Below are 25,383 nucleotides of genomic sequence, written 5' to 3'. Positions count from 1 at the left end.
AAATATGATCCCTACCCGATTCTCGCAGCTGCTCGCTGCCCTCGCATTCGCCGTTCCGGTTTCCGCCCACGCGGCGTGGCCCGAGAAACCCATCACCATCATTGTTCCTGCCGCCCCTGGGGGCACCACCGATATGTCAGCCCGCTTGATCAGCGAGAAGCTCGCCAAGAATCTGGGAACATCGGTCGTCATCGAAAATCGTGCGGGAGCGGCCGGTATCATTGGTTCGCAGGCATTGGTACGGGCGCAGCCAGACGGCTACACCTTGATCATGGGCAATATCGGTCCCAATGCGATCAACTACAGCATGTACAAAGACTTGCCGTACACGCCGGACGATTTCGCACCGATCACACTGGTGATCTCAGTGCCCAATGTCCTGGTCGTCAATGCTGAATCACCGGCAAAAAGCGTCAAGGACCTCATCAGGATCACCAAGGAGAAATCCCAGGGAGGCACGTTCGGCAGTTCCGGCGTAGGCCAGTCGCCCCACTTGTCCGGGGAAATGTTCAAGCAGCGCGCCGGCATCGATGCCGCCCACGTCGCCTACAAGGGCGCCGGCCCCGCCGTCACGGCATTGCTGGGCAATCAGTTCGATTTCATGATCGACAACCTGCCCAGCTCACTTTCCTTTATCCAGGCCGGCAAGTTTCGCGCACTGGCCGTGACCAGCGATAAACGTGTGCCCGAACTTCCCGACGTGCCCACCATGGCCGAAGCTGGCGTCGCCGACATGGTCGTCACCGCATGGTTCGGCTTGCTTGCTCCCAAGGGCACTCCACAGGAGGTCATCGACAAGATTCATGCCGGTGCCAAGGCGGCACTGGACACTCCGGAAATCCAGACGCGCTTCAAGCAAATGGGTGGAACGGCGGGCGGCAACACCCCTGTGGAGTTTGCGGAGTATATCGCCGCCGAACGCGCACGCTGGGAGAAAACCGTCAAGGCCGCCAATCTGTCCGCAGGAAATTAAATGATCAACAAGATTAAGTCGTCCCTTGCCGAAGCCGTGCAAACAATTCCCGATGGGGCAAGCGTATTGATCGGCGGGTTCGGCGATGCAGGTATCCCTTTTGAGCTCATCGATGCCTTGCTTGAGCAAGAAACCACGGACCTGACTGTGGTCAGCAATAACGCCGGGGCAGGAGATCGCGGCATTGCCAAACTGATCGCCGCCGGGCGCGTGCGTAAAGTCATCTGCTCGCATCCCCGACCACCCAACGCCGAGATATTCGCCCAGGCCTATCGGGCGGGAAAAGTCGAGCTGGAATGCGTGCCGCAGGGAACCCTGGCTGAACGCATGCGGGCGGCCGGTGCCGGACTGGGACCCTTCTTTACGCCTACGGGCTATGGCACGCGGGTTGCCGACGGCAAGGAAACGCGCATCGTCGACGGCAAAGGTTACGTGCTCGAACAGCCCTTGTCTGCCGACTTCGCCCTGATAAGGGCCTTCCAGGGCGACCGTCTCGGCAACCTCACCTATCGTCTCGCCGCCCGCAACTTCAATCCGGTCATGTGTATGGCAGCTCGACACACCATTGCGCAAGTCGATGCCATTGTCCAGACGGGCGATATTCCGCCCGAACAGGTCATGACGCAGGCCATCTTCGTTCAAACCGTCGTTCTGGCAGGCAGGCAACATGACTAAGTCCCTTACCTTGAATCGCCATCAAATCGCGCAGCTGGTGGCGCAAGACATACCCGACGGCTCCACCGTGAACCTGGGCATAGGCATGCCGACCCTCGTTGCCGACTACTTGCCACCGGACCGCGAAATCCTGATGCACAGCGAAAACGGCATACTGGGCATGGGTCCGAAAGCGCAGGACGACGACATTGATCCGGACTTGATCAACGCCAGCCGCGTTCCGGTCACCTTGTTGCCCGGCGCCTCGATCACCGAACACACGATTTCGTTTGCAATGATGCGCGGTGGCCACCTCGATTACTCTGTGCTTGGCGGCTTCCAGGTTGCTCCCAACGGCGACCTGGCAAACTGGATCACCGACGCGCCCGATGCCATCCCCGCCATAGGCGGAGCCATGGACCTGGCCATAGGCGCCAAGCACGTCTTCGTCACCATGGACCACACCACCAAGCAAGGTGAACACAGGCTGCTGGAAAAATGCTCGTATCCTCTCACCGGCATGGGAGTTGTGGACACCGTGTATACCAATCTGGCCATCGTCGATGTCCATGAAGGAAAATTCACGGTGCGCGCCATCGTCGACGGCCTTGCCCTCGACGACTTGCAGAAACTCACCGGAGCAGCGCTTTATGCATCGCCGGATATCAAGACGATTTCCTTAACGCAGGAAGGAGTACCTACGCTCGTGTAGACCATAACAGCACGAAGGGCCGCCACCGGCATCCCCTTCACCTCCAGGAGACAAGCCATGCATAAAGTAAACACCATCGGCCGTATTGCCGCCATCGCCGCACTGGTCCTTGCCGGCACCGTACACGCACAGGACTTCCCGAATCAGCCAATCAAACTGTTGATTCCCTATCCTCCTGGTGGCAGCGCCGACATGCTGGCAAGGCCTTTGACCGAAAAACTACAGGCTGCATTGGGGCAACCTGTAGTGCTGGAATACAAAGCGGGCGCCGGCGGCTCCATCGCTACCGCGCAACTGGCACGCGCCAAGCCCGATGGCCACACAATACTCATGGTCCTGGCAGCGCATGCCATCAACGCTAGCCTCTACCCCGACCTGCCTTACGACACCCGCAAGGACTTCACACCGGTGTCGCTCGTGGCAACATTGCCGTTGCTGGTTGCAGCCCCCAAGAAAACACCCGCGAACACCATGCAGGAGCTTGTCTCGTACGCCAAAACCAACCCCGGCACCCTGACTTTTGCCTCGGCTGGTAACGGTAACACCAGCCACCTCGCTGCTGAAATGTTCAAGTCGACGGCCAATATCAACATGCTTCATATCCCTTACAAAGGTAGCGGCCCTGCCGTCGTCGCCCTGCTGGCGGGCGACGTATCGCTGATGTTCGACAGCATCTCCACGTCGCTGCCGCAAGTAAAGGCCGGCAAACTGAAGGCTCTGGCCGTCACTGGCGCCAAGCGATCCGCCCTGCTGCCCGACGTGCCCACCGTGGCGGAGTCCGGTTTTCCGGATTTCGTGGTCAATGGCTGGTACGGTATTCTTGCCCCCGCAAAAACGCCCCAGCCTGTCGTGGAGAAATTGAACAAGGCCTTTGCGGCGGCGGCAACGGATCCCGAGATCAAGAAACAACTGGCCGGCTACGGTTATGAAGTGGTTGCTTCGACACCCCAGGAGTTCGGCCAGCACATAGACAAAGAGCTGGTCCAGTGGCAAAAGATAATCAAAGAGGCCGGGGTCAAGATGCAGTAACCAATACGGACTAAGCGAAATGGCGGTAACCGCTTTATCGATATCGCCATTGAACACGAATTTCGAATACCTATTTCTCTTGAATCGTCTTGACCCGTGAACATGTCCACCTCTAGGATATTCCGATAAAGAAATGTCATTCCTACTTGGGAATGGCGTTGGAAAAAGCAGGCCGACTCCGCCGATTGTCGGTCGCGCTCAACAACCGGATGAATCCAGGTAGGAGACCACATGTCACGCAATAACCTTAAACCAACGCTGCAATCCTTGGCCGGCATCGCCGCGGCGTTGACGATGGCCGTGTGCACCAGCGCCCATGCCGCGTATCCGGAACGGCCGATCAAGATCGTCGTTCCGTATAACGCTGGAGGGGGCACGGATGTGTTGACGCGCGCAGTGGCGAATGGCATGAGCGCGGCCATGCATGAGTCCGTCATTGTGGAAAATCGGCCAGGTGCGAGCGGCATGATAGGTTCGGAAGCCGTAGCACGCGCCAAGCCCGATGGCTACACATTGGTGATGACGGCAGCCGACACCCACACCATCAACCCTCATGTCTATCCAAAAATCTCCTACGATGCGCGCAAGGATTTCCTGCCTGTGGCACAGATTGGCTACCTGCCCTATGCCCTGGTCATCAACGCCAAGCTCGGCGTAAACAATATCAAGGAATTCATTAAGCTGGCACAAGATAAACCTGGACTGCTGACTTATGCCTCATGGGGTGTGGGCAGCTCCAGCCACGTCGCCATGGAAATGCTTAACGTCAACCAGGGACTGGACATCCTGCACGTGCCCTATACCGGCGCCGCTCCGGCAATGACGGCGCTTATGGCCGGCCAGGTCGACGCCTTGTTCGTGCCGCTTAGTCTGGCAAAACCCAATGCCGATGCAGGCAAGGTGAAAATGATGGGCTTGGGCGCGCCCAAGCGCTTTGGCGGTGCACCCGATGTCCCCACCTTGAAAGAGCAAGGCATCGACGTCGTTGCCGCCCCATGGATCGGAATCCTGGCACCCGCCAATACGCCGCAGCCAGCCATCGACACGCTAGCGAAGGCGGCGCTGGAAGCCGTCAAGACGAAAGACGTGATCGATGCATTGACAACCGGTGGCCTGGAGATCAATCCGAGAAATTCAAAAGACTTCGCCGATTTTCTGGTATCGGACTACAAGCTCTGGGGTGACACCGTCAAAGCGGCTAACATCAAGACTGAATAAGGTTAACGGACACAGAGAATGATCATAGAAAAAGACGTTAACGTACGGAAGGAGGAAACGACACGATCGCCATTGCGAACGGTGAAGCCGGGCGCCTATCCCTTTGTTGTCAACCAACAGCCATAAACCACTGATACGTATTAGTCGGTCAGCACGGCGGCATCAGCGCTCCAGTCACGATGCCTCGAGAAGCGCTGCAGCTCGCGCTCCACATCGATGCCAAAGGGCTTCAAGGCGTGCGCCAGCGCAGCCGCGTTTTTTTTCAAGACACCATCGTCCGGCAGCGGTCCCCGACTTGCAATAATCACCCGGTTGCCCGCGCGCAAGTTGAAAAATTCGCCGAACACGGCGGCATAGGTCGCTGATTCCCGCTCATACATGGTGGAGTTGGTGAAAGTATTGGCCACCACTACGCCGTCAGGCGTCAGAATGGCACGCAGATGTTGAAGGAATTCCCGGGTAAGCAGATGGGCCGGAATGTAATCGACATCGAACGCATCCAGCATCACCAGATCGTAGGTCCGGCCTTCACGCTGCGCCTTTTCGATAAAAGCGCGTCCGTCGCCCACAAACACTCGCTGTCGAGCCCCTTGCTTGAAGCCAAAATACGCTTCGGCCACCCGCAGGACTGCCGGGTCAATCTCCACCGTGTCGACCACAGCATCAGGAAGAATTTTTGCCAGGGCAATCGGGATGGTGCCGCCGCCCAAGCCCACCATCAGTACATTGCGCGGATCAGGCTTCACGAAAAGCGCGCTTGTCATCATGCGGGTGTAGTCGAAAACCATTACGTCGGGGTCGCTGACATCGAAACAGGTCTGGCGGCCCCTGTCTTTGATTTTCTCGAAATTCATGCAGCGTTGACCATACTCGTCGATGACGAGTACGGGTGCGAATTCGGATGGCTCAGTATGAACGAGTCGCGGGGACAGCGAATTGGACAGCGAGTAGGTGACCAATACCGCGGAACACGCGGCCAGGGCCAGTCCGAGCAAGGCAGGCCATCGAAAGCGGCGGTGTCCAGATTTCATAATGTCTCCCTGTTGGTACCGTGATGCACTCGACACCCGGATCATAGGCCACGGGTTCCGTTCGCGGGAAAATCTCGTGCGATCGCACCACGCCAGATAACTTAAACGTATAACCAAATATCTATATATTCGTTTCTAATTAATCCAGACGCCATTAGACTTCAAAGGAATATAAACCTGGATCAAGAAACGTAAAATGAGCCGCATCACCATTCAAACCGTAGACTCCGCTCCCGCCGAATCCAAGGAGCGCCTCGAAGTTGCGCGTAAAAACAACGGCTTCCTGCCTAACCTGATAGGCGTGCTGGCCAACGCCCCGACGGCGCTCGAGACATACCAGGTCGTGGGCGCCATCAATGCGCGCACCGGATTGTCAGGCGCCGAACGTGAAGTCATCCAGATTACCGCCGCAACGCTCAATGGCTGCGGCTTCTGCGTGGCGGGCCATACTGCCATTGCGCGCAAAAAACTTGCCATGCCCGAAGAAGCGATTCACGCGCTGCGCAACACCCAGGCCCTAAGCGACCCGAAACTCAATGCACTGGCATTGTTCACCGTCGCCGTCATGGAAAACAAAGGCCAGGTCTCCGATAGCCAGTTAAACGATTTCCTCGCGGCCGGCTACACCCAGGCCAACGCGCTGGAGGTGGTGCTGGGCGTCAGCTTGGCAACACTATGCAACTACGCCAACAATCTGGCCAAGACGCCCATCAATGACGAACTGCAAGCCTACGCCTGACCGCAACACAGCATAAAGCAAGGAAATCCGTCGTGAGCCTAACCGACCCAGCCGCAGCGCTAATTGACGCCATTGCGGTGCATGTTAAGTCCGACCTCGCACCCTTGGCCAAGGCCATAGACCAGGACGGCTTGTACCCGATCGATTATCTGCGTCGCCTCGGCGCCCTGGGCGGTTTCGGCGCAAGCATCCCGCGCGAATATGGCGGGTCCGGCCTGGACATGGCCGCACAGATCAGGATTACCACTGAAGTGGGACGCGAATGCGGATCCACGGCGTTTCTGGTGTGGTGCCAGTCCAGTTGCGCCGCTTATTTGCTGGCCTCTCCCAACCTGACCGTACGGGACCGTTATCTGACCTCGGTCGTACAGGGTAGCCTGCTTGCGGGCACTGGAATGTCCAATGCGGTCAAGCACCTGGCCGGCATAGAAAAGATCCACCTAAGTGCGCGCCGCGACGGCGACGACTATATCGTTGACGGTTCGTTGCCTTGGGTATCAAATGTGGGTGCCCAGCACCTGGCTATCGTCGCCGCGTCGGTCGAAGACGAAGGCTATGTGATGTTTGCTGTACACGGCAGTACCGATGGATTGAGTTTGCATCCCTGCCCTGAATTTTCCGCACTCGAAGGCACGCAAACACTGAACCTGCGCTTCAAGAACGCGCGGATTTCAACCGTCAACGTATTGGCCCATCCCTCTCAATTTGGGAAGTATATCGCCAGCATCAAGCCCGGTTTCATATTGGGCCAGACAGGCATGGGCTTTGGCGTGACCGAAGCCTGCCTGAAGACCATACGTGAAAGCAACGCCAGTACCGCTCACGTAAATGTGTTCCTGGATGACCAGGGACAGGAGCTGGCGGCCAAGCTGGACGTGCTGAAGGCGCAGGCCGGCGCACTTGGGGCGCAGGTACAGGCAGGCGCTGCGCCCATCCTTGACGTGTTGAAGTTGCGGGCACGAACGTCGGAACTCACGCTTGCCGCGGCCAACTCAGCCGTCCTGCATGCAGGCGCCAAAGGATATCTGATGCGCCACCCTGCTCAACGCCGTCTGCGCGAAGCGGTGTTCGTAGCCATCGTCACGCCTGCCTTGAAGCACCTGCGTAAAGAAATTCATGACATCGAGCAGGCGGCTGCCCAGCAAGTATCCGCGGATCGATACGCGTCGGAAGTCACCCGACATCGGGCCGAGGCCGCACAGTGAAGCAATGGATGTGCGGTCCCTGCGGCATGATTTATGACGAAGCGCTTGGCATGCCGGAAGATGGAATCGCTCCTGGCACGCTTTTCGAGGACATTCCCGACGACTGGGCATGTCCCGACTGTGGCGTGACGAAAGCAGATTTCTTCCTGATACCCGACTAGGACAAATTCTTGACTATTTCCGCGGCAGTGGACAGGCCTATCGTCCTGAACGCCCATGATATTGCGCTCAGCTACAAGCGCCCCCATCAGGAGCCCAATACGGTCCTCCAGGACTTCTCCCTGCAATTGGCAGCCGGCGAAGTCGTGGCGATCCTGGGTCCCAGCGGCGTTGGCAAGTCATCGCTGCTGCGCGTTCTGGCCGGACTGCAAAGTGCTGACCGGGGCGGGGTCCATATTAACGGCGAGCCGCTACGCGGGCCGCATCCGCGTTTGAGCTTCGTCTTTCAGGATCCAAGCCTGCTGCCCTGGTTGACGCTGGAAGAGAATGTTGCTTTCGGTCTGGACTTCAAGCACCAGCCGACGCTCGGCAAGGAAGACAGGAAAACACGAGTGCGAGCCGCCATTGCAGAAGTGGACTTGCAAGGGGCCTCTGAACGCTACCCCGCTGAACTGTCGGGCGGCATGGCGCAACGCACTGCCCTGGCACGCAGCCTGGCACGCCAGCCCGAAATCCTGTTGCTGGATGAACCGTTCAGCGCGCTGGACGAGGTCACCCGCAGCGAAATGCAAGCGCTTCTGCTGCAGATCATCGCCAGGCATCAGGCCTCGGCCATTCTGGTTACGCACGACATTGACGAAGCGCTGATTCTGGCAGACCGCATCCTGCTTATAGGCCAATACCCCGGCCGACTGATCGGCGAATGGTCGATAGCGTCCGCGCATCCCCGCGACGCATTGGCGCCGCCATTGACACACATACGTATCGAGATCATGCAGGCACTGCGCGGCGCGCGAATCGCCCACTGAATCGAGACACCCTTCCCTGGAAAATAATTACCATGAATAAATCCGAAACGTATAGCGCTTCATTGGAAGCCCGCCGTCAGTTCATCAAGCTGTCCACGCTATTCACGGCAATGGGCGCCCTGCCCTTATTGAACATGCACAACGTCGCCCGGGCAGCCGAGCCTGATGCTCCCGTGCGGATCGGCTACCTGGCCATCACCGATGCAACGCCTTTGCTGGTCGCACACCACAACGAACTGTTCCAGGCACAAGGGCTGACGGTCGAGAAGCCACGCCTGTTCCGCAGTTGGGCGCAAATCGTCGAAGCCTTCCTGGCGGGGCAGGTCAATGTCATCCATCTGCTTTCTCCCATGACGGTATGGGCGCGCTATGGAAGTCAGTCGCGAGCCAAAGTCGTTGCCTGGAATCATATGTCCGGTTCCGGCCTGACCGTGCAACACGACATCAACGATATCGCAGACCTGGGAGGCAAGACTGTCGCCATCCCGTTCTGGTATTCCCTGCACAATATCGTGCTCCAGCATTTGTTGAAGAGTAAAGGCCTGCAGCCCATCAGCGAAGGCGATGCAGGCCCAGGTCAGGTAAAACTAGTTGTCATGTCGCCCTCGGACATGGTGCCGGCGCTGGCCAACAAGCAGATCGCGGGCTATACCGTCGCGGAGCCGTTCAATGCATCGGCTGAGGTATTGAAAATCGGTAAAATCCTGCGTTTTACCGGTGATGTGTGGAAAGATCACGCCTGCTGCGTCGTGCTGATGCATGAACAGGACCTGGATCAGCGCCCCGAGTGGTCGCAGAAGGTCGTCAACGGCATCGTCCAGGCGCAAGTATGGATCCAGGACCACCGCCAGGAAACCGCCCGCATTCTGGCCAGGGACAATCCGCAGCACTACACGCCCCATAGCTATGAAGCGCTCGCGCAAGTGCTGGTGCCCGAATTGATGGACAGCGCCCACTACCAGGCATCCGGCGCCATCGTGAATACGGGCTGGAAGGAGAAGCGAATCGACTTCCAGCCTTACCCTTTCCCCAGTTACACGGAAGAACTGATCAGGAAACTCAAGACCACCCTCGTGTCCGGCAAAAACGAGTTTCTGCAAGACCTGGACCCCGCTTTCGTGGCACGCGACCTGGTGGACGACCGATATGTGAAAAAGGCCATTGCCAGCAATGGCGGCATGGCTGCATTCGGACTGCCGGATTCGTTCACCCGTCAAGAAACCATCACCACCTGAAATCAGGCCCGCGTACCGGGCCCGTCTCGAAAATCGCCACCATGAAAGCACTGAAACAGACCCCATTGAGCACCCGTGCCGTTCTCGGCCTGGGCGGCCTGCTGGTATTGATTGCATTATGGGCGTCCGGCACGCATTGGCTACAAGGGAACATTGCGCTGGCCGGGCTGCTGAGCCCGGGTGAAACGTTCAAAAGCCTGTACGAATTGTTGGTGCAAAACCAGTTGACCCTCCACACGCTGACCAGCATGAAGCGCGTGCTCATCGGCCTGGGCCTGGCGCTGATGCTGGGTGTGCCCATTGGACTGGCAATCGGTACCTCCCGCGCCCTGGAAAATTGCACAGGCAGCGCATTCCAGTTCCTGCGCATGATTTCGCCACTGTCCTGGATGCCTATTGCCGTCATGGTATTCGGCATCGGCGACGCGCCAATCTATTTTCTTCTTACCTTCGCCGCGGTCTGGCCCATCATCCTGAATACCGCCGCCGGCGTACGCCAGCTGGACCCGAAATGGCTGATGCTGGCGAAGAGTCTCAGCGCCACGCGCCGGGAAGTACTGTTCAAGATCGTGGTTCCTGGCGTGCTGGGCCATATCCTGACCGGTGTGCGCCTTGCCATTGGCATCATCTGGATAGTGCTGGTACCGTGCGAAATGCTGGGTGTCAGTTCAGGACTGGGCTATTTCATCCTTGATACCCGCGATCGTCTGGCATATTCGGAACTGATGGCCGTGATCGTCCTGATTGGCGCGCTGGGCTTCATGCTTGATGGGCTGGCTCAGAAACTGCATCAGCACTGGACTCATAGCAAGTAGGATCGCCGGAAATAAGGACATTCAAGCTCCGCCGCACCCTTAAACTCTTTCTTTAAACAGTGCCACCGTCAATACCCCTATTGACGGTGGTACTGTTTTTTTACATTATTCGTAAACTGACACGGCAGTAAATCGACCTATGATCAGTCGATGCAAGAGTACCGCCAACCTCCAAGCAAGGAAAAAGCGATGCGTTTGTTGCTCACAATGTTCAAGCACGAGACCAATACCTTCTCGCCGGTTCCCACCCCGTTCGAGCGGTTCTTCAAAGGACAGACGCAGGCGTTGCGCGGCGATGATGCGCTTGCCGCCTACCGCGGCACCGGCAGCGGCCTCGGGGGGTTTATTGAAATCGCCGAACGACATGGCGCAGAAATCGTAATCCCGGTCGCCGCCGAGTCCTGGCCCAGTGGCCCCGTTGACGACCAGGCTTACGAGCGCATCAGCACGCTTATTCTTGACGAAGTCAAGAAGGGCGGTTTTGACGGCATATTATTAGACCTGCATGGCGCGATGGTCACGCAAACCCACGAAGACGGCGAAGGCACGCTGCTAAAGCGACTGCGCGCCATAGACCCCCACACACCGGTCGGGGTCACGCTGGATATGCATACCAATCTGTACGACGACATCGTACGGTATGCCACGGTCATCACGGGCTACCACACTTACCCGCATATCGACATGCTCGAAGCCGGTAGTCGAGCGGCCGACATCCTGATGCGCAGCATCAAAGGCCAGATCAAGCCGGTCATGGCATGGGGCAACCGACCCATGCTGCCTCATGTCATGCGTCAGGGCACACACAGCGAACCCAATAAATCATTGCAAGCCCGCTGCATCGCCATGGAATCAAAGCAAGCCCTGGCCGCATCGCTGTTCGTCGGCTTCCCCCACGCCGACATCCATAACGCTGGCCTCAGCGTCGTCGTATGCACCGACAACGACCCTGCTTTGGCCAACACGCTGCGCGATGAACTGCTGGACCAGGCCTGGGATGCGCGCGCCGACTTCGTGTTTCAGCCAGAGTCACTGCACGAATCCGTCGCTCGCGCCAGGCAAATGACACAAGGCCCTATCATCTTGCTCGACCATTGCGATAACAGTGCGTCGGGCGGCACGATGGACACCACCGCCGTCCTGGCCGAGATCTTGCGCCAGGGCCTGGAGAACGCGGCATTCTATGCCATTTACGATCCCCAGGCAGCAACCATGGCGGCGCAAGCCGGAATAGGCGCAAACATCACGTTGTCCTTGGGCGGCAAAACCGAGATGCCGGCTTTGCGGGATGCGAACCCTCCGCTGAAAGTCAGCGGCAAGGTCAAATTCGTGTTCGATGGACGTTATCGCAATCACGGGCCAATGTACAAAGGCGTCCTGAACGATACCGGGACCACTGTGGTGCTGGACACCGGAAAGGTCGAGATTGTCATCGTATCGCAGCATCAGGAACCTTTCGACCTGAGCTGCCTGCAATCCGCGGGCATCGATCCGCTGAAAAAGCGCTATGTGGTCCTTAAAAGCCGCGTCCACTGGCGTGCCGGATTCGGCAACCTGGCGCGCGAAATCGTGGAGTGCGGTGGGCTCGGCGTCACTACTTCCGACTATAACCAGCTTGCCTTCAAGAACGTACGCCGCCCGATTTTCCCCCTTGATCCCATGTAGACAGACAGTATCTCCTTGGTAGTGCCGATCGAACAGCTCATACGAAGTACCGGTTTTTTAAAACTAGTCGCATTCTTTTGACGTTCCCGCAACACTCATTCATAAGGAATAGCTCATGTCATTTCGAGTTCTGAATTTGCGCTCGGCGCTAGCCCTGTCTTTGGTCGCATCGGTCTCTGGAGCAATCAGCTACGCCGCGCCGGCCAGCGCACAAACCGTTACCGCCGTTTTGCATTCGCCGCTACGTGTCCTCGACCCCATTATCACCACCGCATACATCACGCGCAATCACGGCTACATGATTTACGACACGTTGCTGGCCACCGACGCCGATGCCAGGATACAGCCTCAGATGGTCGAGAAATGGGAGGCCTCGGAAGACGGAAAAACCTATACCTTCACTCTGCGTCCAGGACTGAAATGGCACGACAACACACCGGTCACCTCGGCAGACTGCATTCCGTCGATCAAGCGGTGGGCAGAACGAGACAAAATGGGCCAGGTGCTGCTGGACCTGGTCGCCGACATGGAGGTCGTCGACGACAAGACTTTCCAGATTGTCCTGAAAGAGCCGACCAACCTGGTCCTGCGGGCGCTGGCCAAGCCCAGCGGCACTGCCCCCTTCATGATGCCCAAGCGTATCGCTGAAACGCCATCCAGCCAGGCCATTACCGAGCATATCGGCTCCGGACCCTTCAAATGGGTTGCCGACGAATTCAAACCTGGCTTGAAGGCAGTCTACGCAAAGAATACCGATTATGTGCCGCGTAGCGAGCCGGCCAGTTTCACGGCGGGCGGCAAGGTGGTCAATGTAGAACGCGTCGTCTGGGCCGGAATGCCAGACAGCATGACGGCGGTCAACGCCTTGATGAATGGCGAGATCGACTACATAGAACAAGTACCCTACGATCTACTCCCCATCGTCGAGCAGAACAAAGACCTGAAGGTGGGCATCATCGACAAGGTCGGCTACCAGACGATGTACCGGATGAACTTCCTTTACCCTCCTTTCAATAACAAGTTGATCAGGCAAGCCGCCATGTACGCGGTGGGCCAGGAACAAGTCATGCAGGGACTGGTCGGCAATGACAAGTATTACAAGACCTGTGCGGCGCTGTTTGGCTGTGGCATGCCGTATGAAAGCTTGTATGGTGAAGACATGGTGGTGCCATCCAATATTGAAAAGGCAAAAGCCTTGCTTAAGGAAGCCGGGTACGACGGCACGCCCGTCGAAATCCTGCAACCCACCGATGTAACGGGGCTGGCAGCACAACCCATCGTCATTGCGGAAGCCTTGCGCAAGGCCGGTTTCAAGGTCAACCTGCAGGCCATGGACTGGCAAACCGTGGTCACCCGGCGCGCGGTCATGGACCCGCCCGCCAAAGGGGGATGGAATATTTTTTCGACCAACTGGAGCCTGCTGGATATCCAGGATCCGCTGCGCGACTCCGCGATAGCAACGAACGGTAAGGACGCCTGGTTCGGCTGGCCTGATATCCCGGCCATCGAAGATCTGCGCCACAAGTTCGCCATGGCCTCCGATGCAAAGGAACTCAAGGCCATTTCGGATGAAGTCCAGCGCCTGGCAACGGACGAAGGGGTGGCGCCGCCCCTGGGCCAGTACTACAACGTTGCCGCCTATCGCACTTCGCTTACCGACGTTCCCATCGAACCGATTCCGCTCTTCTGGAGCATAAAGAAAACCGGCAAGTAAGGTCCACATGCTCGCTTTCATTTTACGGCGGCTCCTCGCCACTATCCCCGTCATGGCGGTAGTGGCGCTGGTTGTGTTTGCCATATTGCGTCTTACACCCGGGGATCCGGCGGCCATCATTGCCGGCGACTCTGCCTCGGCAGAACAGCTCGAGCAAATTCGCCATCACATGGGCCTGGACAAGCCCATTTATACGCAATTCTTCATCTGGCTGCTGCAGCTGTTGCGGGGAGACCTTGGCACGTCGCTGATTTCGGGTGTGCCGGTGCTGGGCATGGTCGCTGACCGCATGGGCCCGTCATTGTCTTTGGCGATCTGCACCATTGTGTTTACGGTGCTGGTCGCCATTCCGCTGGGCGTCATTGCCGCCTGGCACCGGGGCAAGCTGGTGGACCGCGCCGTCATGGCGTTCTCCGTACTGGGTTTTTCCGTTCCGGTGTTCGTTACGGGCTATCTATTGATACTGGTGTTTGCCATGTGGCTGGGATGGCTACCCGTGCAAGGCTACCGGCCTTTGGCCGACGGGTTCTGGCCTTATGCCCAGCGCCTGATACTTCCAACGCTTGCGTTGAGCACCATTTATATAGCGCTGATTGCCCGCATCACGCGCACCAGCATCATCGACGTGATGGGGGAAGACTACATCCGCACGGCGCGCGCCAAGGGGTTGAAGGAAAGCGCCGTGCTGATGCAGCATGCATTGCGCAACGCCGCCGTACCCATCGTCACGATAATCGGCGTGGGCATTGCCTTATTGATCAGCGGCGTCGTCGTGACCGAATCCGTGTTCAACCTGCCCGGGCTGGGCCGGCTGGTCGTCGAAGCTGTGCTGGCACGCGACTACCCCGTCATCCAGGCGTTGATCCTTCTTTTCTCCTTAATCTACATCCTGATTAACTTGTTGGTCGACGTCCTGTATACCGTGTTCGATCCACGCATTCGGTACTAATCATGTCCACTACCGTCAACTTGGTCGGCCCGGTCGATCCTCCACAACACGCGCCGGCGCCCACATTGCGTGCGCAACTGCGGCTTGCCGTCTCAAGCGTCCCGGTAATGATTGCAGTCGCCTTCCTTGCCGCACTGGCTTTCGTCGCTCTGTTTGCCCCGTATCTGGGAACCGCCGATCCCAATGCCTTGAATACCGGCCAGCGCCTGAAAGTCATCAGCGCAGAGTACTGGCTGGGCAGCGATGCCTATGGCCGCGATGTGTACAGCCGTGTGCTGTACGGCGCGCGTACGTCGCTGATCGCCGGATTGGGCGCCGCGCTGATCAGCGTCATACTCGGCCTGTTTATCGGGGTGGTCTCCGGCTTCTTTCGTACGGCCGACGCCATTATCATGCGTGTCATGGATGGGCTGATGGCCATTCCCGGCATTTTGCTCGCCATCGCGCTCGTTTCGCTGTCGGGCGCCAGCCTGCTCACGGTATTGATCGCCATCACCATCCCGGAAATTCCCCGCGTGGTGCGCCTGGTTCGAAGTGTCGTGCTGACGGTGCGCCACGAACCCTATGTCGAGGCCGCCATTTCACTGGGCACACCCATTCCGCGCATTCTGTGGCGGCATCTGGTTCCCAATACCATTGCACCGCTGGTGGTACAGGGCACTTATGTCTTTGCCTCGGCCATTCTGACTGAAGCCATTCTCAGCTTTCTTGGTGCGGGCCTGGGCACAGAAACATCATCCTGGGGAAATATCATGGCCGAAGGCCGGATGTATTTTCAACTGCGCCCCGGCCTCATCCTGTATCCAGGCATATTGCTTTCGCTCACTGTCCTCAGCGTGAACCTCCTGGGCGATGCCATGCGCGACGCACTGGATCCCAGAATGGCGCGCAAATTATGACCAATCCAACAATTCTGAAGATCGATGATCTCTCGGTAAACGTCATAGGCAGTGCTCGCGACCAACGTGTCGTCAAGAATCTCAGTGTCGAGATCAAGGCCGGCGAGACGGTGTGCGTGGTCGGTGAATCGGGTTCCGGTAAATCGGTCACTTCTCTATCCATCATGGGGCTGCTGCCCAAGGACGGATTGAAAGCAACCAGCGGCAGTATTTTTGTCGAGAACGAAGACATCCTGGTGGCCAGCACCAGACGGTTGCGCGAGCTGCGCGCCACACGGATGGCGATGGTGTTTCAGGAACCCATGACCGCGCTCAATCCCGTCGAGAAGGTGGGCGACCAGATTGAAGAGGTCCTTCGAGTTCATACGCGGCTTGGCAAGAGAGAGCGACGCAAAAAAGTGTTGGCCATGCTGGAATCGGTCCAATTGCCCGAGATCGACCGCATGTACGGATCGTATCCGCATCAGCTTTCAGGCGGACAGCGCCAACGTATCGTGATTGCCATGGCGCTGATCCTGGAACCGCGTCTTCTGATCGCCGACGAACCCACGACGGCGCTGGACGTAACCACGCAAAAACAGATCCTTGCCCTGATCCGCGACCTTCAAAAGAAACACAATACCGCCGTACTGTTCATTACGCACGATTTTGGCGTAGTTGCGGAAATCGCGGATCGCATCGTTGTTATGAAAGACGGAGAAGTCGTCGAGGTCGGCACGTGCGCCGACATTCTCGCCCGGCCCCGCGAAGACTATACCCGCATGCTGGTGTCGTCGGTGCCCAGCTTGATTCCCCGGAAACGCACGGCCATGACCAGCGAAATCGTGCTCGAAGTAGCTGGCTTGAACAAGACTTACACCGAGAAAGGCTTTTTCGGCCGAGGGCGCTCGGTTCCCGCCGCGCAAGATATCAACCTTACCGTGCGACGCGGCGAAATCGTCGGCATCGTCGGTGAATCGGGCTCCGGTAAGTCCACCGTGGCGCGTTGCACTGTGCGCCTTATAGACCCAACGTCAGGAGCCATCCGCATCCAGGGTACGGACATTGCCCAGTTCACAGGCAGCACACTGAGGCCCATGCGCGACCGCATCCAGATCGTATTCCAGGACCCATACCGGTCGCTGAATCCGCGCTTGCGCGTGGGCGAATCGATTATCGAAGGCCTGCTCAATTTCGGTACCAGACGAGAACAAGCGCTGGCCATGGCAGCCGAGCTCATGCGGGTAGTCGGCCTGGAACCCGACGCCATGCGGCGTTACCCTCATCAATTCTCGGGCGGACAACGTCAACGAATCTGCATTGCCCGCGCGCTGGCGCTCGAACCTGACATTCTCGTCGCCGACGAAGCGGTGTCGGCCCTCGATGTGTCGGTACAGGCTCAGGTGCTCGCCCTGATCGAGGAAATTCGGGTCCGCACCGGCATTGCGGTACTGTTCATCACACACGATTTGCGGGTCGCCGCGCAAATCTGCGACACCATAGTCGTAATGCAGAACGGACGCATCGTCGAGGATGGAACTGCCGAGTCCGTCCTGGTATCGCCAAAACAGGACTATACGCGTGCGCTCATCGATGCGGCACCAGGACGGGACTGGGACTTCCAGAACTTCAGGCCAGCCCGGCATCCTTAACCAATCGGCGAGCCATCGTGTCTCGCACCGACTATCGCGATTTATTTCTTTTATTCCGGAGATCAATTCATGCGGCTGCTGCTCGCGATGTTCAAGCATGAGACGAATACATTCTCGCCCGTTCCTACCCCTTTCGAACGGTTTTTCCGTCGCAGCGCCGGGCTGCTGTGCGAGGGTCAGTCCGCCATCGACACCTACCGCAGCACCGGCACCGCACTGGGCGGCTTTATCGACGTAGCGGACCGCTTGTCCGCAGAGATCGTCGTGCCGGTTGCCGCCGAGGCATGGCCCAGCGGCCCAGTTCATGAAGACGCCTACCGGCGCATCGGCGGACTGATTCTCGATGAAGTCAGGAAAGGTGGCTTTGACGGGATTTTGTTGGACCTGCATGGCGCCATGGTCACAGAGTCGACAGAAGATGGCGAAGGCGCATTGCTGGGGCAAATCCGCGAAATTGATCCACATACACCGATAGGCGTAACGCTCGACATGCACGCCAATGTGTACGAAGCAATGGTCGCGAACTCAACCATCATCACGGGCTATCATACTTATCCCCATGTGGACGTCTTCGAAGCAGGCCGACGGGCCGCCGACATCCTGACACGGGCCATCGTCGGCGAGCTCAAGCCAGTGATGGCCTGGGGTAACCGTCCTATGCTGCCACACGTAATGCGCCAGGGCACGCACGCCGAGCCCAACCATTCCCTGCAGCGACAATGCGTCGCCTATGAATCTGGTCCCGTGCTGGCGGCCTCCCTGTTCACCGGCTTTCCCAATGCCGATGTTGTCAATGCCGGCGTCAGTGCCGTGGTGTGCACGGACAGCGACCCGACACTGGCAGGCACGTCATGCGATGAATTGTTGGTCAAAGCCTGGAACGCCCGGGAGCAATTCGTGTTCGAACACGAGGAGCTCGCTCAGTCGGTCGCTCGCGCCAGCGCGATGACGAACGGCCCTATCGTGATGCTGGACCACTGTGATAACACGGCATCCGGCGGCACCATGGACACGACTGTCGTGCTGGCAGAGATCCTGCGCCAGGGACTGGAAAAGGTGGTGTTCTACGCCATTTATGATCCGCAGGCCGCCGCCACGGCTGCGCAGGCTGGGGTCGGCGCCGACATTCGGCTTTCGCTGGGCGGCAAGACGCCCATGCCGGCATTGCGGGAAGTCAGCCGGCCACTCGACGTGCAGGGCAAGGTCACGTTCGTGTTCGATGGCCGCTATCGCAACCATGGTCCCATGAGCAAAGGGACCCTCAACGATACGGGCACGACCGTCGTCGTGGACACCGGCAAAGTGGAAATCATCGTTGTCTCGCGACACCAGGAACCGAACGACATCAACTGCCTGCTGTCGGCCGGTATAGACCCCATGCAGAAACGCTACATCGTGCTCAAAAGCCGCGTGCACTGGCGTGCGGGCCTCGGCAATATCGCACGCGACGTGGTCGAATGCGCCGGACTGGGCGTCGCCACGTCGGACTATAGCCAACTCGAGTTCAAGAACGTCCGTCGACCGATATATCCATTGGATACCATGTAAACTCACGCCACGCCGTACCGGCTGGCCAGTGAATCAAGGATAACGAACAGGCTTGCCGGGAATATCGGGCAAAGGAATGAACTCGGTTTCGCCGGGCACCTTGTCAAAACGCTGGGCGACCCAGTCCTCTTTTGCTTGTTCTATACGTTCCGCCGAGCTGGAGACGAAATTCCAGGTGAGATAGCGCGGTCCGTCCATCGGTTCACCGCCCAGCAGCATGAACCTTGCCGGCTCTGCTCCCCAGGCACTGAGCGTGACGCCGGCTCCCGGTTTCAATACCAGCAAACGGCCGGATTCAAAAAGTCCATCCTTGCCCAGGTCAAGCGTACCTTGCACCACATAGATGGCCTGCTCCGGATACTCCGCAGGGATATCCAGTCTGGCGCCCGGCGCCAAGCAGACGTCGACCTGAAAGAGGTCCGATAAGGTCGGCACCGGCGAACTGCGCCCGAAAAAACGTCCCGCAATGATACGTGCGGCCACGCCCTCGCCCTCTTCCAGCGGCAACTCGTCCTTGCCAGCATGCAGGAACTCCGGCTTTTTTTCCTCGTGCGCTTTGGGCAATGCCACCCAGCACTGCAACCCGAACAACGAGGATTCCTCCTGGCGCAACTCCTGCGACGTGCGTTCGGAATGGACAATGCCGCAGCCTGCAGTCATCCAGTTGACTTCGCCCGGTCGTATGGCTTGTACGGTTCCCAGGCTGTCGCGATGCATGATTTCGCCGTCAAACAGGTAGGTGACGGTAGCCAGCCCGATGTGAGGATGCGGCCTGACGTCCAGCCCTCGCCTCGGCGAAAAAACATGAGGTCCCATCTGGTCGAGAAAGACAAAGGGACCGACCATGCGCCGCTGCCGCGACGGCAACGCACGCCTGACTTCAAAACTGTCCCCCAGGTCGTGAACGCGGGGAACGACGACGACGTCTAAAGGACTATCGGGAAGCAGTGGATCTGACATGGCAAGGCCTCCGGGATGCGATTCGACGGGTTCAATAATCATACGCCCCTTGAACTGGCCTATGCTGCCTATATCGCGCCGCTGGTCGTGGAGATTGCATCAACGTTCGTACGTTCTCGACACACCTGGGTACAGTGCAACGTTGACGTTGTGGGACAGCCTTCTATATCATCGAGAAGTAGAAACCATTTTTGGAGCACCGCCGTGAAAGGATTTGTAGATAACATCGAAAAGCTCACAACCGACAACGAAAAATTTCGTAAAGTGCTGTACACGGGCCAGTACATGCAGCTGGTGCTCATGACCCTTAAGCCGGGCGAAGAAATAGGCGCGGAAGTTCATGAAGGTCACGACCAGTTTTTCAGGGTCGAAGAAGGCAGTGGCGAAGTCATCATCGACGGTCAAAGCCGCGCAATCAAAGACGACGATGCGATCATCGTCCCGGCCGGCGCCCGTCATAACGTGGTCAACAACGGCGACCAGCCGCTCAAGCTCTACACTATCTACGGGCCGCCGGAACACCGTGATGGCGTCATCCATGCCACCAAGGCCCAGGCCGATGCGTCGGATGAACACTTCGACGGAAAAACCACCGAGTAAGTCCACCTGGCGACAGGCGCAAGGTTGTAGCTGAAAGACCGGGCATCCATGGTGCCCGGCCTTTTAACGTGGCAGCCAAGGATTGATAAGCGTAATACCCAGGCCATCGAAATCCTTGATGTTGCGCGTAACAAGCACCAGGTCATGTTCCAGCGCGGTGGCCGCCAGCAGGCTGTCAATTGCCGGCACGGGGCGCCCCGCCGCTGCCACCATCCGACCCCACCGATCAGCCACGGCAATGTTCACAGGTAGAACGCGCCCAATGAAGAAGGCCGTGAGTTCAGTCTCGAGCCAATCCACCAGCAGCTGACGCCGCTCGATATGCGAAACGCCTTCAATCCCTTTCCGGATTTCACCGAACGTTAGGGCACTAAGATACAGCGTCGACGCTGGCCTGTCTGTAAACCATGCGAGTACGTCCGGGTTTGGCGCCTTGCGTTTAAGTTCGGAGAGCACATTGGTGTCTACGAGATAGCTCAAAGTTCCACCTCGCGCGTGAGGCTCTTGTCACGCTCAAACTCCAGATCGTCCATCCCATGCATGGGCGAGCGGCGCATGAAGTCGACAAGCGAGCCATCCATCTGAGTCAAGCGATCAAATGTCGCACGGGAAATAACGACCGCCACTGATTTGCCATGCGAGGTAATCTCCTGCGGCTGCACTTGGGCCCGCTTGATCACCTCGGACATTTTTGCTTTCGCTTCCTGTATTTGCCAGCTCTGCATGATGGTACCTCCTCCATAATCTGACTACTCTGGTCATATTGTACGATGCGTGTGACGCTTAATAAGATGCAGTCTTAGTAATTCAGATTGATGGGTTGGCGTAATTGAACCGCCGCCTCCTTCAGGCAACGACCGCGACAGCCTTGACCTGGACCCAGATTGGCGCTCCCGGCTGCACACCAAGCCCGTCCACTGCCTTCCTGGTGACCCGCGCCAGGATGACCGCGTTTCCGCACTTGATCCTGACGATGCTTTGAGACGGATGACTGTCCTGGACGATAGACTCGACAATGCCGTGCAAGTGATTCTGAACGCTGCTGCGCTGCGGTTCATCAGTTGTGAGGCTGACATCCCTTGCAAGCACGCGTACCCTGACGTTGGTATTCAGCGGCAAACCGTTATCGCCGGCCCAAAGCCTTCCTCCCTCGAATGTCGCACAGATCAGGTCCCAGCGCTCGTCGCGTTCAGAGATACGGGCATTCAGCAACACGCTCACATCGTCGCCTATGGCGATAGGACTATTCGCTGAGGCCAATACCGCTGCCGTCTCCCCTGCCTTGCTGACCTTCCCTTGATCCATTAGCACAAGGTGATCAGCAAGACGTACGATTTCATCCGCTGAATGCGTGACGTAAAGCATGGGCGTACCCAGTTCATCCCGGATTCTCTCCAACCAGGGCAAAACTTCATGGCGGCGGGCAGAATCCAGTGCGGACAACGGCTCGTCCAACAGAAGCAAGCGCGGCTGAGTGGCCAGCGCGCGAGCGATTGCAACACGCTGGCGCTCGCCTCCGGACAGTGCATCTGGTCGGCGTGTCATCAGTGCACGGATCCCCAGCAGATCGATTGAATCCTCCAGGCTTTTCCTGGCATCCGGGCTCTTGATGCGTTTCAGCCCGTACTCCAGGTTTCCCTTTACATTCAAGTGTTCGAAAAGGCTGGCTTCCTGAAACACGTAACCGAGAGGCCTCTGCCAAGTGGGCTTGAAGATCGTGCCATCGCTATCCTGCCAGGTCTCCCCAGCAATACGCACGACGCCATGGCCGGCTCGCTCCAGGCCCGCAACACAGCGCAGCACCGTGGTTTTTCCGGAGCCTGATGGCCCCGACAGCATGGTTATGCCCTTGTCGGGAAAAGAAATATCCACCGACAAGGCAAAGCCGGCCCTGGACACCCGTAGCTCGATATGGTTCGAATGTTCGCTCAAGGCATCACCCTGCCAACCCGGCGTTTAAGAAGCGAAAGACTAAGAAGCACAAAGAACGAGAAGATCACCATGCCGCCGGCGAGCCAGTGCGCCTGCGCATACTCCATCGCTTCGACGTGGCTATAGATTTCAGTGGACACGACCCTTGTCTTGCCTGGGATATTTCCCCCTATCATCAGCACCACGCCGAACTCCCCCACCGTATGGGCGAAGCTCAGAATAGCGGCGGTAATCAGGCCGGAACGCGCCAGCGGCAAAGCGATGGTGAAGAACGCATCGATCGGACGCGCGCGCAAGGTCGCGGCCACCTCCATGGGCCGGCGTCCGACCGATTCAAAAGCGTGCTGGATCGGCTGCACCGCGAAAGGCAATGAAAAGAAAATGGAACCCAGCAGCAAGCCTGTGAAGGTGAATGACCACAAGCCCAGCCCCATCGCCAGAGTGAGTTGGCCGAGTGGACCATTCGGCCCCATTGCCACCAGCAAATAGAAGCCCAGCACCGTAGGGGGCAACACCAGTGGCAATGTCACCAGCGCACCGATGGGAGCACGCCAGCGTGATCGAGTCTGCGATAGCCACCACGCCAGGGGCGTCGCAATGATCAACAGCAAAACTGTCGTGAGCGTGGCCAGCTCTATCGTCAACCTAATGGCGTCCCAGGTTTGTTTGTCGAGAGGGAAATCCATGTCAACGCTCATAGCCGAAGGAACGGATGATGCCCGCTGCCTTTTTGCCTCGGAGGTAGTCCATAAGCGCCTTCGCTGCCAGGTTGCCATTGCCGGCGGTCAAGAGGACAGCATCCTGCCGGATGGGTGCATGCATTTCGGCGGGCACGATCCATGCAGAACCTTCGGTGACCTTGCCATCGACGAATACCTGGGATAGTGCGACGAACCCGAGTTGAGCATTTTCTGTCGCCACGAACTGGTAGGTTTGAGCGATGTTTTCACCTGTCACAAACTTGGGCGCCAGCGGTGTAAACAACCCAAGTTTGTTGAGCGTTTCAATGGCGGCCGCGCCATACGGCGCAAGCTTGGGATCAGCCAATGCGAGGCGGTCGAACTTTTCCGTGTGCAGAACCTGGCCCTTGGCATCGACCAGGCCCGGCTGCTTGCTCCACAGCACCAGCTTCCCAGTTGCGTAGGTGAACCGGGTTCCGGCTACGCCCAAGCCTTCATTCTCCAGTCTGGCTGGTGTCGCCGCATCGGCTGCCAACAATATGTGAAATGGCGCGCCATTCTTGATCTGGGCGTAAAACTTGCCCGTTGCGCCAAATGAAAGTGCGGCCTTGTGGCCAGTATCCTTCTCAAACTGTGCTGAAATCTCCTTCATGGGGGCCGTAAAATTGGCAGCCACGGCGACGCCTACTTCGCCTGCGTGGATCGAAGCGCTGAATGCTAAAGTGGTCGCTAGTGTCAAGAATCGCATTGTCATTTTCGCCACGCTATTCTATATGGGAATAGCGAATATATCATACGCTATTCCCATGTAGAATAGCGATTCCGGCATGCTCATCATTGTTTGAGAACCTCAACACATGAAAGGTAAACCAGTCCTCTTTGCGCAGGCTTTGGCTAGCGAGGTCGCGGACAAAAGAATCGATATTCTTCGCCGGATCGGCGAGGTCGGGTCTATCTCCGAAGCGGCTCGTGGAGCCAGGGTCAGCTACAAGGCCGCCTGGCAGGCCGTTGAAACATTGACCAACCTGGCCGGCGTCCCTTTGCTTGAAAAAGTGGTCGGCGGCAGCGGCGGCGGCGGCGCACAGCTTACCAAGGCGGGACAGCGCCTGCTGCATGCCTCTGATCTTCTGAATGCGGCAAGGGCAGGCGTGCTCGCCAGGCTGGCCAGCGATTCCGATGCCGATACGCCGATATCAGCCATTGCTTCTCTTGGATTGCGCACCAGTATGCGCAATCATCTGCCCTGCACTATCAAATCCATACGCAGGAGTCCACCGTCGATCAGGGTCGAGCTTGAACTTGCCGATGAGCAGTCCATCTTCTCCAGAATTACTCGCGAAAGCGTCGATCTGTTGGATTTGCAACCAGCACAAAACGTGTTGGCGCTATTCAAGGCCACTGCCGTGCACGTCGCAAGAACTATCGACGTGCATGAGGGTTCGAACCTGCTTCATGGAATCGTGGCACGCGTCGCTTCCACATCGACAGGCGCCGAGGTCGGGATCACACTGCCATCCGGTCTGCAATTGGTCGGGTTCGCGGCGGTAAAGCATGGGCTTAAACGTGGAAATCCCGCCATGGCCGCTTTGGACGAGTCCGCGGTTGTGATTGCAGTGAACGGTTAACAAGTCTTCGGGAAGCACCATGAACTTATCCCTACGCCATATGCGCGCCTTCTCTGCCCTTGTCGCCGCGAAGAACTTCACGCGCGCGGCGGACCAGTGCAATCTTACGCAATCGGCCTTCAGCGCGCTAATTGCGAATCTGGAAACGGGCCTGGGGCTTAAGCTTTTTTCCCCGGAACACGCGAAACGCGTGGGCTGATCGATGAGCGACTATTAAGCCTGATGGCGCATCGCGCCCGTGTGGTGAACATAGCCCGCGGCGAACTTCCCGCCGCGAGGGACACGCCCGAAACCATGGATGATATTGGGATTCATGGCCGGTAAACGGATTGACATACTAATATATTAGTGTTTCAATTTGCCCATTATTGATCGTCGTCAAGAAAATACAGCGCAGAGGCAACTGACAGGCTGGCGTTGCCGACTCCGCACGGAACCACCCCCGCATAGAAAGCAAAACAAATCCAAATCCAGGAGATGGTATGGACGCCTCCCACCTCAAGTGAGTGACGAGGCCTAAGAAGGAAAGCAGACGTAAAGAGGGCCTCGCATCAACGGCATCAATGTGCCAAAGTGGAGTTTGTAATCAACCACTTAGAGA

At 57.9% G+C, this 25,383-nt stretch carries 27 protein-coding genes and 1 pseudogene; 21 read left to right on the top strand and 7 right to left on the bottom strand.

What is annotated here, in order from left to right:
* The first annotated feature begins 4 nt into the window (after positions 1–4).
* The 5 genes from CR155_RS19980 to CR155_RS19960 all read left to right on the top strand — a co-directional run bounded on the left by CR155_RS19980 (position 5) and on the right by CR155_RS19960 (position 4,586).
* Positions 5–973: a Bug family tripartite tricarboxylate transporter substrate binding protein gene (locus tag CR155_RS19980; protein ID WP_102071808.1), complete on the top strand. Its 969-nt coding sequence runs from the start codon at positions 5–7 to the stop codon at positions 971–973.
* Positions 974–1,648, top strand: coding sequence for a 3-oxoacid CoA-transferase subunit A (locus tag CR155_RS19975; RefSeq protein ID WP_102071807.1), 675 nt, complete (start codon positions 974–976; stop codon positions 1,646–1,648).
* A complete protein-coding gene (locus tag CR155_RS19970; RefSeq protein WP_102071806.1) occupies positions 1,641–2,339 on the top strand; it encodes a 3-oxoacid CoA-transferase subunit B in 699 nt (232 codons plus the stop codon). The genes CR155_RS19975 and CR155_RS19970 overlap by 8 nt, the downstream gene beginning before the upstream one ends.
* Before the next feature lie 57 nt (positions 2,340–2,396).
* Complete coding sequence (locus CR155_RS19965; RefSeq protein WP_102071805.1) at positions 2,397–3,368, top strand: tripartite tricarboxylate transporter substrate binding protein; 972 nt, start codon at positions 2,397–2,399, stop codon at positions 3,366–3,368.
* A gap of 231 nt (positions 3,369–3,599) precedes the next feature.
* Positions 3,600–4,586, top strand: coding sequence for a Bug family tripartite tricarboxylate transporter substrate binding protein (locus CR155_RS19960; RefSeq protein ID WP_102071804.1), 987 nt, complete (start codon positions 3,600–3,602; stop codon positions 4,584–4,586).
* 140 nt (positions 4,587–4,726) lie between these two features.
* Here the strand turns inward: CR155_RS19960 and CR155_RS19955 are convergent, their stop codons facing one another.
* On the bottom strand, positions 4,727–5,617 hold the full coding sequence (locus CR155_RS19955; RefSeq protein ID WP_102071803.1) for a spermidine synthase: 891 nt from the start codon (positions 5,615–5,617) through the stop codon (positions 4,727–4,729).
* A gap of 196 nt (positions 5,618–5,813) precedes the next feature.
* Between CR155_RS19955 and CR155_RS19950 the strand changes: the two genes are divergently transcribed.
* The 12 genes from CR155_RS19950 to CR155_RS19895 all read left to right on the top strand — a co-directional run bounded on the left by CR155_RS19950 (position 5,814) and on the right by CR155_RS19895 (position 18,985).
* Complete coding sequence (locus CR155_RS19950; RefSeq protein WP_102071802.1) at positions 5,814–6,356, top strand: carboxymuconolactone decarboxylase family protein; 543 nt, start codon at positions 5,814–5,816, stop codon at positions 6,354–6,356.
* Positions 6,357–6,388: 32 nt separating this feature from the next.
* On the top strand, positions 6,389–7,561 hold the full coding sequence (locus CR155_RS19945; protein WP_102071801.1) for an acyl-CoA dehydrogenase family protein: 1,173 nt from the start codon (positions 6,389–6,391) through the stop codon (positions 7,559–7,561).
* 8 nt (positions 7,562–7,569) lie between these two features.
* Complete coding sequence (locus CR155_RS19940) at positions 7,570–7,722, top strand: rubredoxin (protein WP_439650470.1); 153 nt, start codon at positions 7,570–7,572, stop codon at positions 7,720–7,722.
* 15 nt (positions 7,723–7,737) lie between these two features.
* The gene (locus tag CR155_RS19935; protein ID WP_439650469.1) at positions 7,738–8,529 is read left to right on the top strand and encodes an ABC transporter ATP-binding protein; all 792 of its coding nucleotides are present in this window, start codon (positions 7,738–7,740) and stop codon (positions 8,527–8,529) included.
* A 32-nt stretch (positions 8,530–8,561) separates the two neighbouring features.
* The gene (locus CR155_RS19930; protein WP_102071799.1) at positions 8,562–9,764 is read left to right on the top strand and encodes an ABC transporter substrate-binding protein; all 1,203 of its coding nucleotides are present in this window, start codon (positions 8,562–8,564) and stop codon (positions 9,762–9,764) included.
* Positions 9,765–9,805: 41 nt separating this feature from the next.
* Positions 9,806–10,579: an ABC transporter permease gene (locus CR155_RS19925; RefSeq protein ID WP_102071798.1), complete on the top strand. Its 774-nt coding sequence runs from the start codon at positions 9,806–9,808 to the stop codon at positions 10,577–10,579.
* Between the two features lie 189 nt (positions 10,580–10,768).
* Complete coding sequence (locus CR155_RS19920) at positions 10,769–12,244, top strand: M81 family metallopeptidase (protein ID WP_102071797.1); 1,476 nt, start codon at positions 10,769–10,771, stop codon at positions 12,242–12,244.
* A 115-nt stretch (positions 12,245–12,359) separates the two neighbouring features.
* Complete coding sequence (locus CR155_RS19915; RefSeq protein WP_102071796.1) at positions 12,360–13,958, top strand: ABC transporter substrate-binding protein; 1,599 nt, start codon at positions 12,360–12,362, stop codon at positions 13,956–13,958.
* Between the two features lie 7 nt (positions 13,959–13,965).
* Positions 13,966–14,907: an ABC transporter permease gene (locus tag CR155_RS19910; RefSeq protein ID WP_102071795.1), complete on the top strand. Its 942-nt coding sequence runs from the start codon at positions 13,966–13,968 to the stop codon at positions 14,905–14,907.
* 2 nt (positions 14,908–14,909) lie between these two features.
* Complete coding sequence (locus CR155_RS19905; RefSeq protein ID WP_102071794.1) at positions 14,910–15,806, top strand: ABC transporter permease; 897 nt, start codon at positions 14,910–14,912, stop codon at positions 15,804–15,806.
* A complete protein-coding gene (locus CR155_RS19900) occupies positions 15,803–17,437 on the top strand; it encodes an ABC transporter ATP-binding protein (RefSeq protein WP_102071793.1) in 1,635 nt (544 codons plus the stop codon). The genes CR155_RS19905 and CR155_RS19900 overlap by 4 nt, the downstream gene beginning before the upstream one ends.
* A 69-nt stretch (positions 17,438–17,506) precedes the next feature.
* Entirely contained in the window at positions 17,507–18,985 is a 1,479-nt protein-coding gene (locus CR155_RS19895; protein ID WP_102071792.1) for a M81 family metallopeptidase, read from the top strand.
* Between the two features lie 33 nt (positions 18,986–19,018).
* Here the strand turns inward: CR155_RS19895 and CR155_RS19890 are convergent, their stop codons facing one another.
* A complete protein-coding gene (locus CR155_RS19890) occupies positions 19,019–19,945 on the bottom strand; it encodes a pirin family protein (protein ID WP_102071822.1) in 927 nt (308 codons plus the stop codon).
* A 204-nt stretch (positions 19,946–20,149) separates the two neighbouring features.
* On the opposite strand from CR155_RS19890, the gene CR155_RS19885 reads away from it, so the two are divergent.
* A complete protein-coding gene (locus CR155_RS19885) occupies positions 20,150–20,545 on the top strand; it encodes a cupin domain-containing protein (RefSeq protein ID WP_102071821.1) in 396 nt (131 codons plus the stop codon).
* A gap of 63 nt (positions 20,546–20,608) precedes the next feature.
* Here the strand turns inward: CR155_RS19885 and CR155_RS19880 are convergent, their stop codons facing one another.
* The 5 genes from CR155_RS19880 to modA form a co-directional block, all read right to left on the bottom strand.
* A complete protein-coding gene (locus CR155_RS19880) occupies positions 20,609–21,025 on the bottom strand; it encodes a type II toxin-antitoxin system VapC family toxin (protein WP_102071791.1) in 417 nt (138 codons plus the stop codon).
* Positions 21,022–21,270 (bottom strand): type II toxin-antitoxin system Phd/YefM family antitoxin, encoded by a 249-nt coding sequence (locus CR155_RS19875; RefSeq protein ID WP_102071790.1) that lies wholly within the window; start codon positions 21,268–21,270, stop codon positions 21,022–21,024. The genes CR155_RS19880 and CR155_RS19875 overlap by 4 nt, the downstream gene beginning before the upstream one ends.
* A gap of 121 nt (positions 21,271–21,391) precedes the next feature.
* Entirely contained in the window at positions 21,392–22,477 is a 1,086-nt protein-coding gene (modC, locus tag CR155_RS19870; RefSeq protein WP_233214432.1) for a molybdenum ABC transporter ATP-binding protein, read from the bottom strand.
* On the bottom strand, positions 22,474–23,163 hold the full coding sequence (modB, locus tag CR155_RS19865) for a molybdate ABC transporter permease subunit (protein WP_102071789.1): 690 nt from the start codon (positions 23,161–23,163) through the stop codon (positions 22,474–22,476). Before modB ends, modC begins: the two co-directional genes overlap by 4 nt.
* A gap of 1 nt (position 23,164) precedes the next feature.
* Positions 23,165–23,911: a molybdate ABC transporter substrate-binding protein gene (gene modA, locus CR155_RS19860; RefSeq protein WP_102071788.1), complete on the bottom strand. Its 747-nt coding sequence runs from the start codon at positions 23,909–23,911 to the stop codon at positions 23,165–23,167.
* Positions 23,912–24,014: 103 nt separating this feature from the next.
* Here modA and CR155_RS19855 point away from each other — a divergent pair, with 103 nt between their 5' ends.
* From CR155_RS19855 to CR155_RS21425, 3 genes and pseudogenes are all read left to right on the top strand, one after another.
* The gene (locus tag CR155_RS19855) at positions 24,015–24,782 is read left to right on the top strand and encodes a TOBE domain-containing protein (protein WP_102071787.1); all 768 of its coding nucleotides are present in this window, start codon (positions 24,015–24,017) and stop codon (positions 24,780–24,782) included.
* Positions 24,783–24,801: 19 nt separating this feature from the next.
* Positions 24,802–24,951 (top strand): annotated as a pseudogene (locus CR155_RS19850) (LysR family transcriptional regulator); the annotation flags it as partial.
* Between the two features lie 26 nt (positions 24,952–24,977).
* Entirely contained in the window at positions 24,978–25,106 is a 129-nt protein-coding gene (locus tag CR155_RS21425) for a hypothetical protein (RefSeq protein ID WP_102071785.1), read from the top strand.
* Positions 25,107–25,383 lie beyond the last annotated feature (277 nt).

The sequence above is a fragment of the Pollutimonas nitritireducens genome, assembly GCF_002849615.1.
Taxonomy (GTDB): Bacteria; Pseudomonadota; Gammaproteobacteria; order Burkholderiales; family Burkholderiaceae_B; genus Pollutimonas; species Pollutimonas nitritireducens.
The sequence above is the reverse complement of the archived record's forward strand: the minus strand, read 5'-3'. Positions and strand labels throughout refer to the sequence as shown.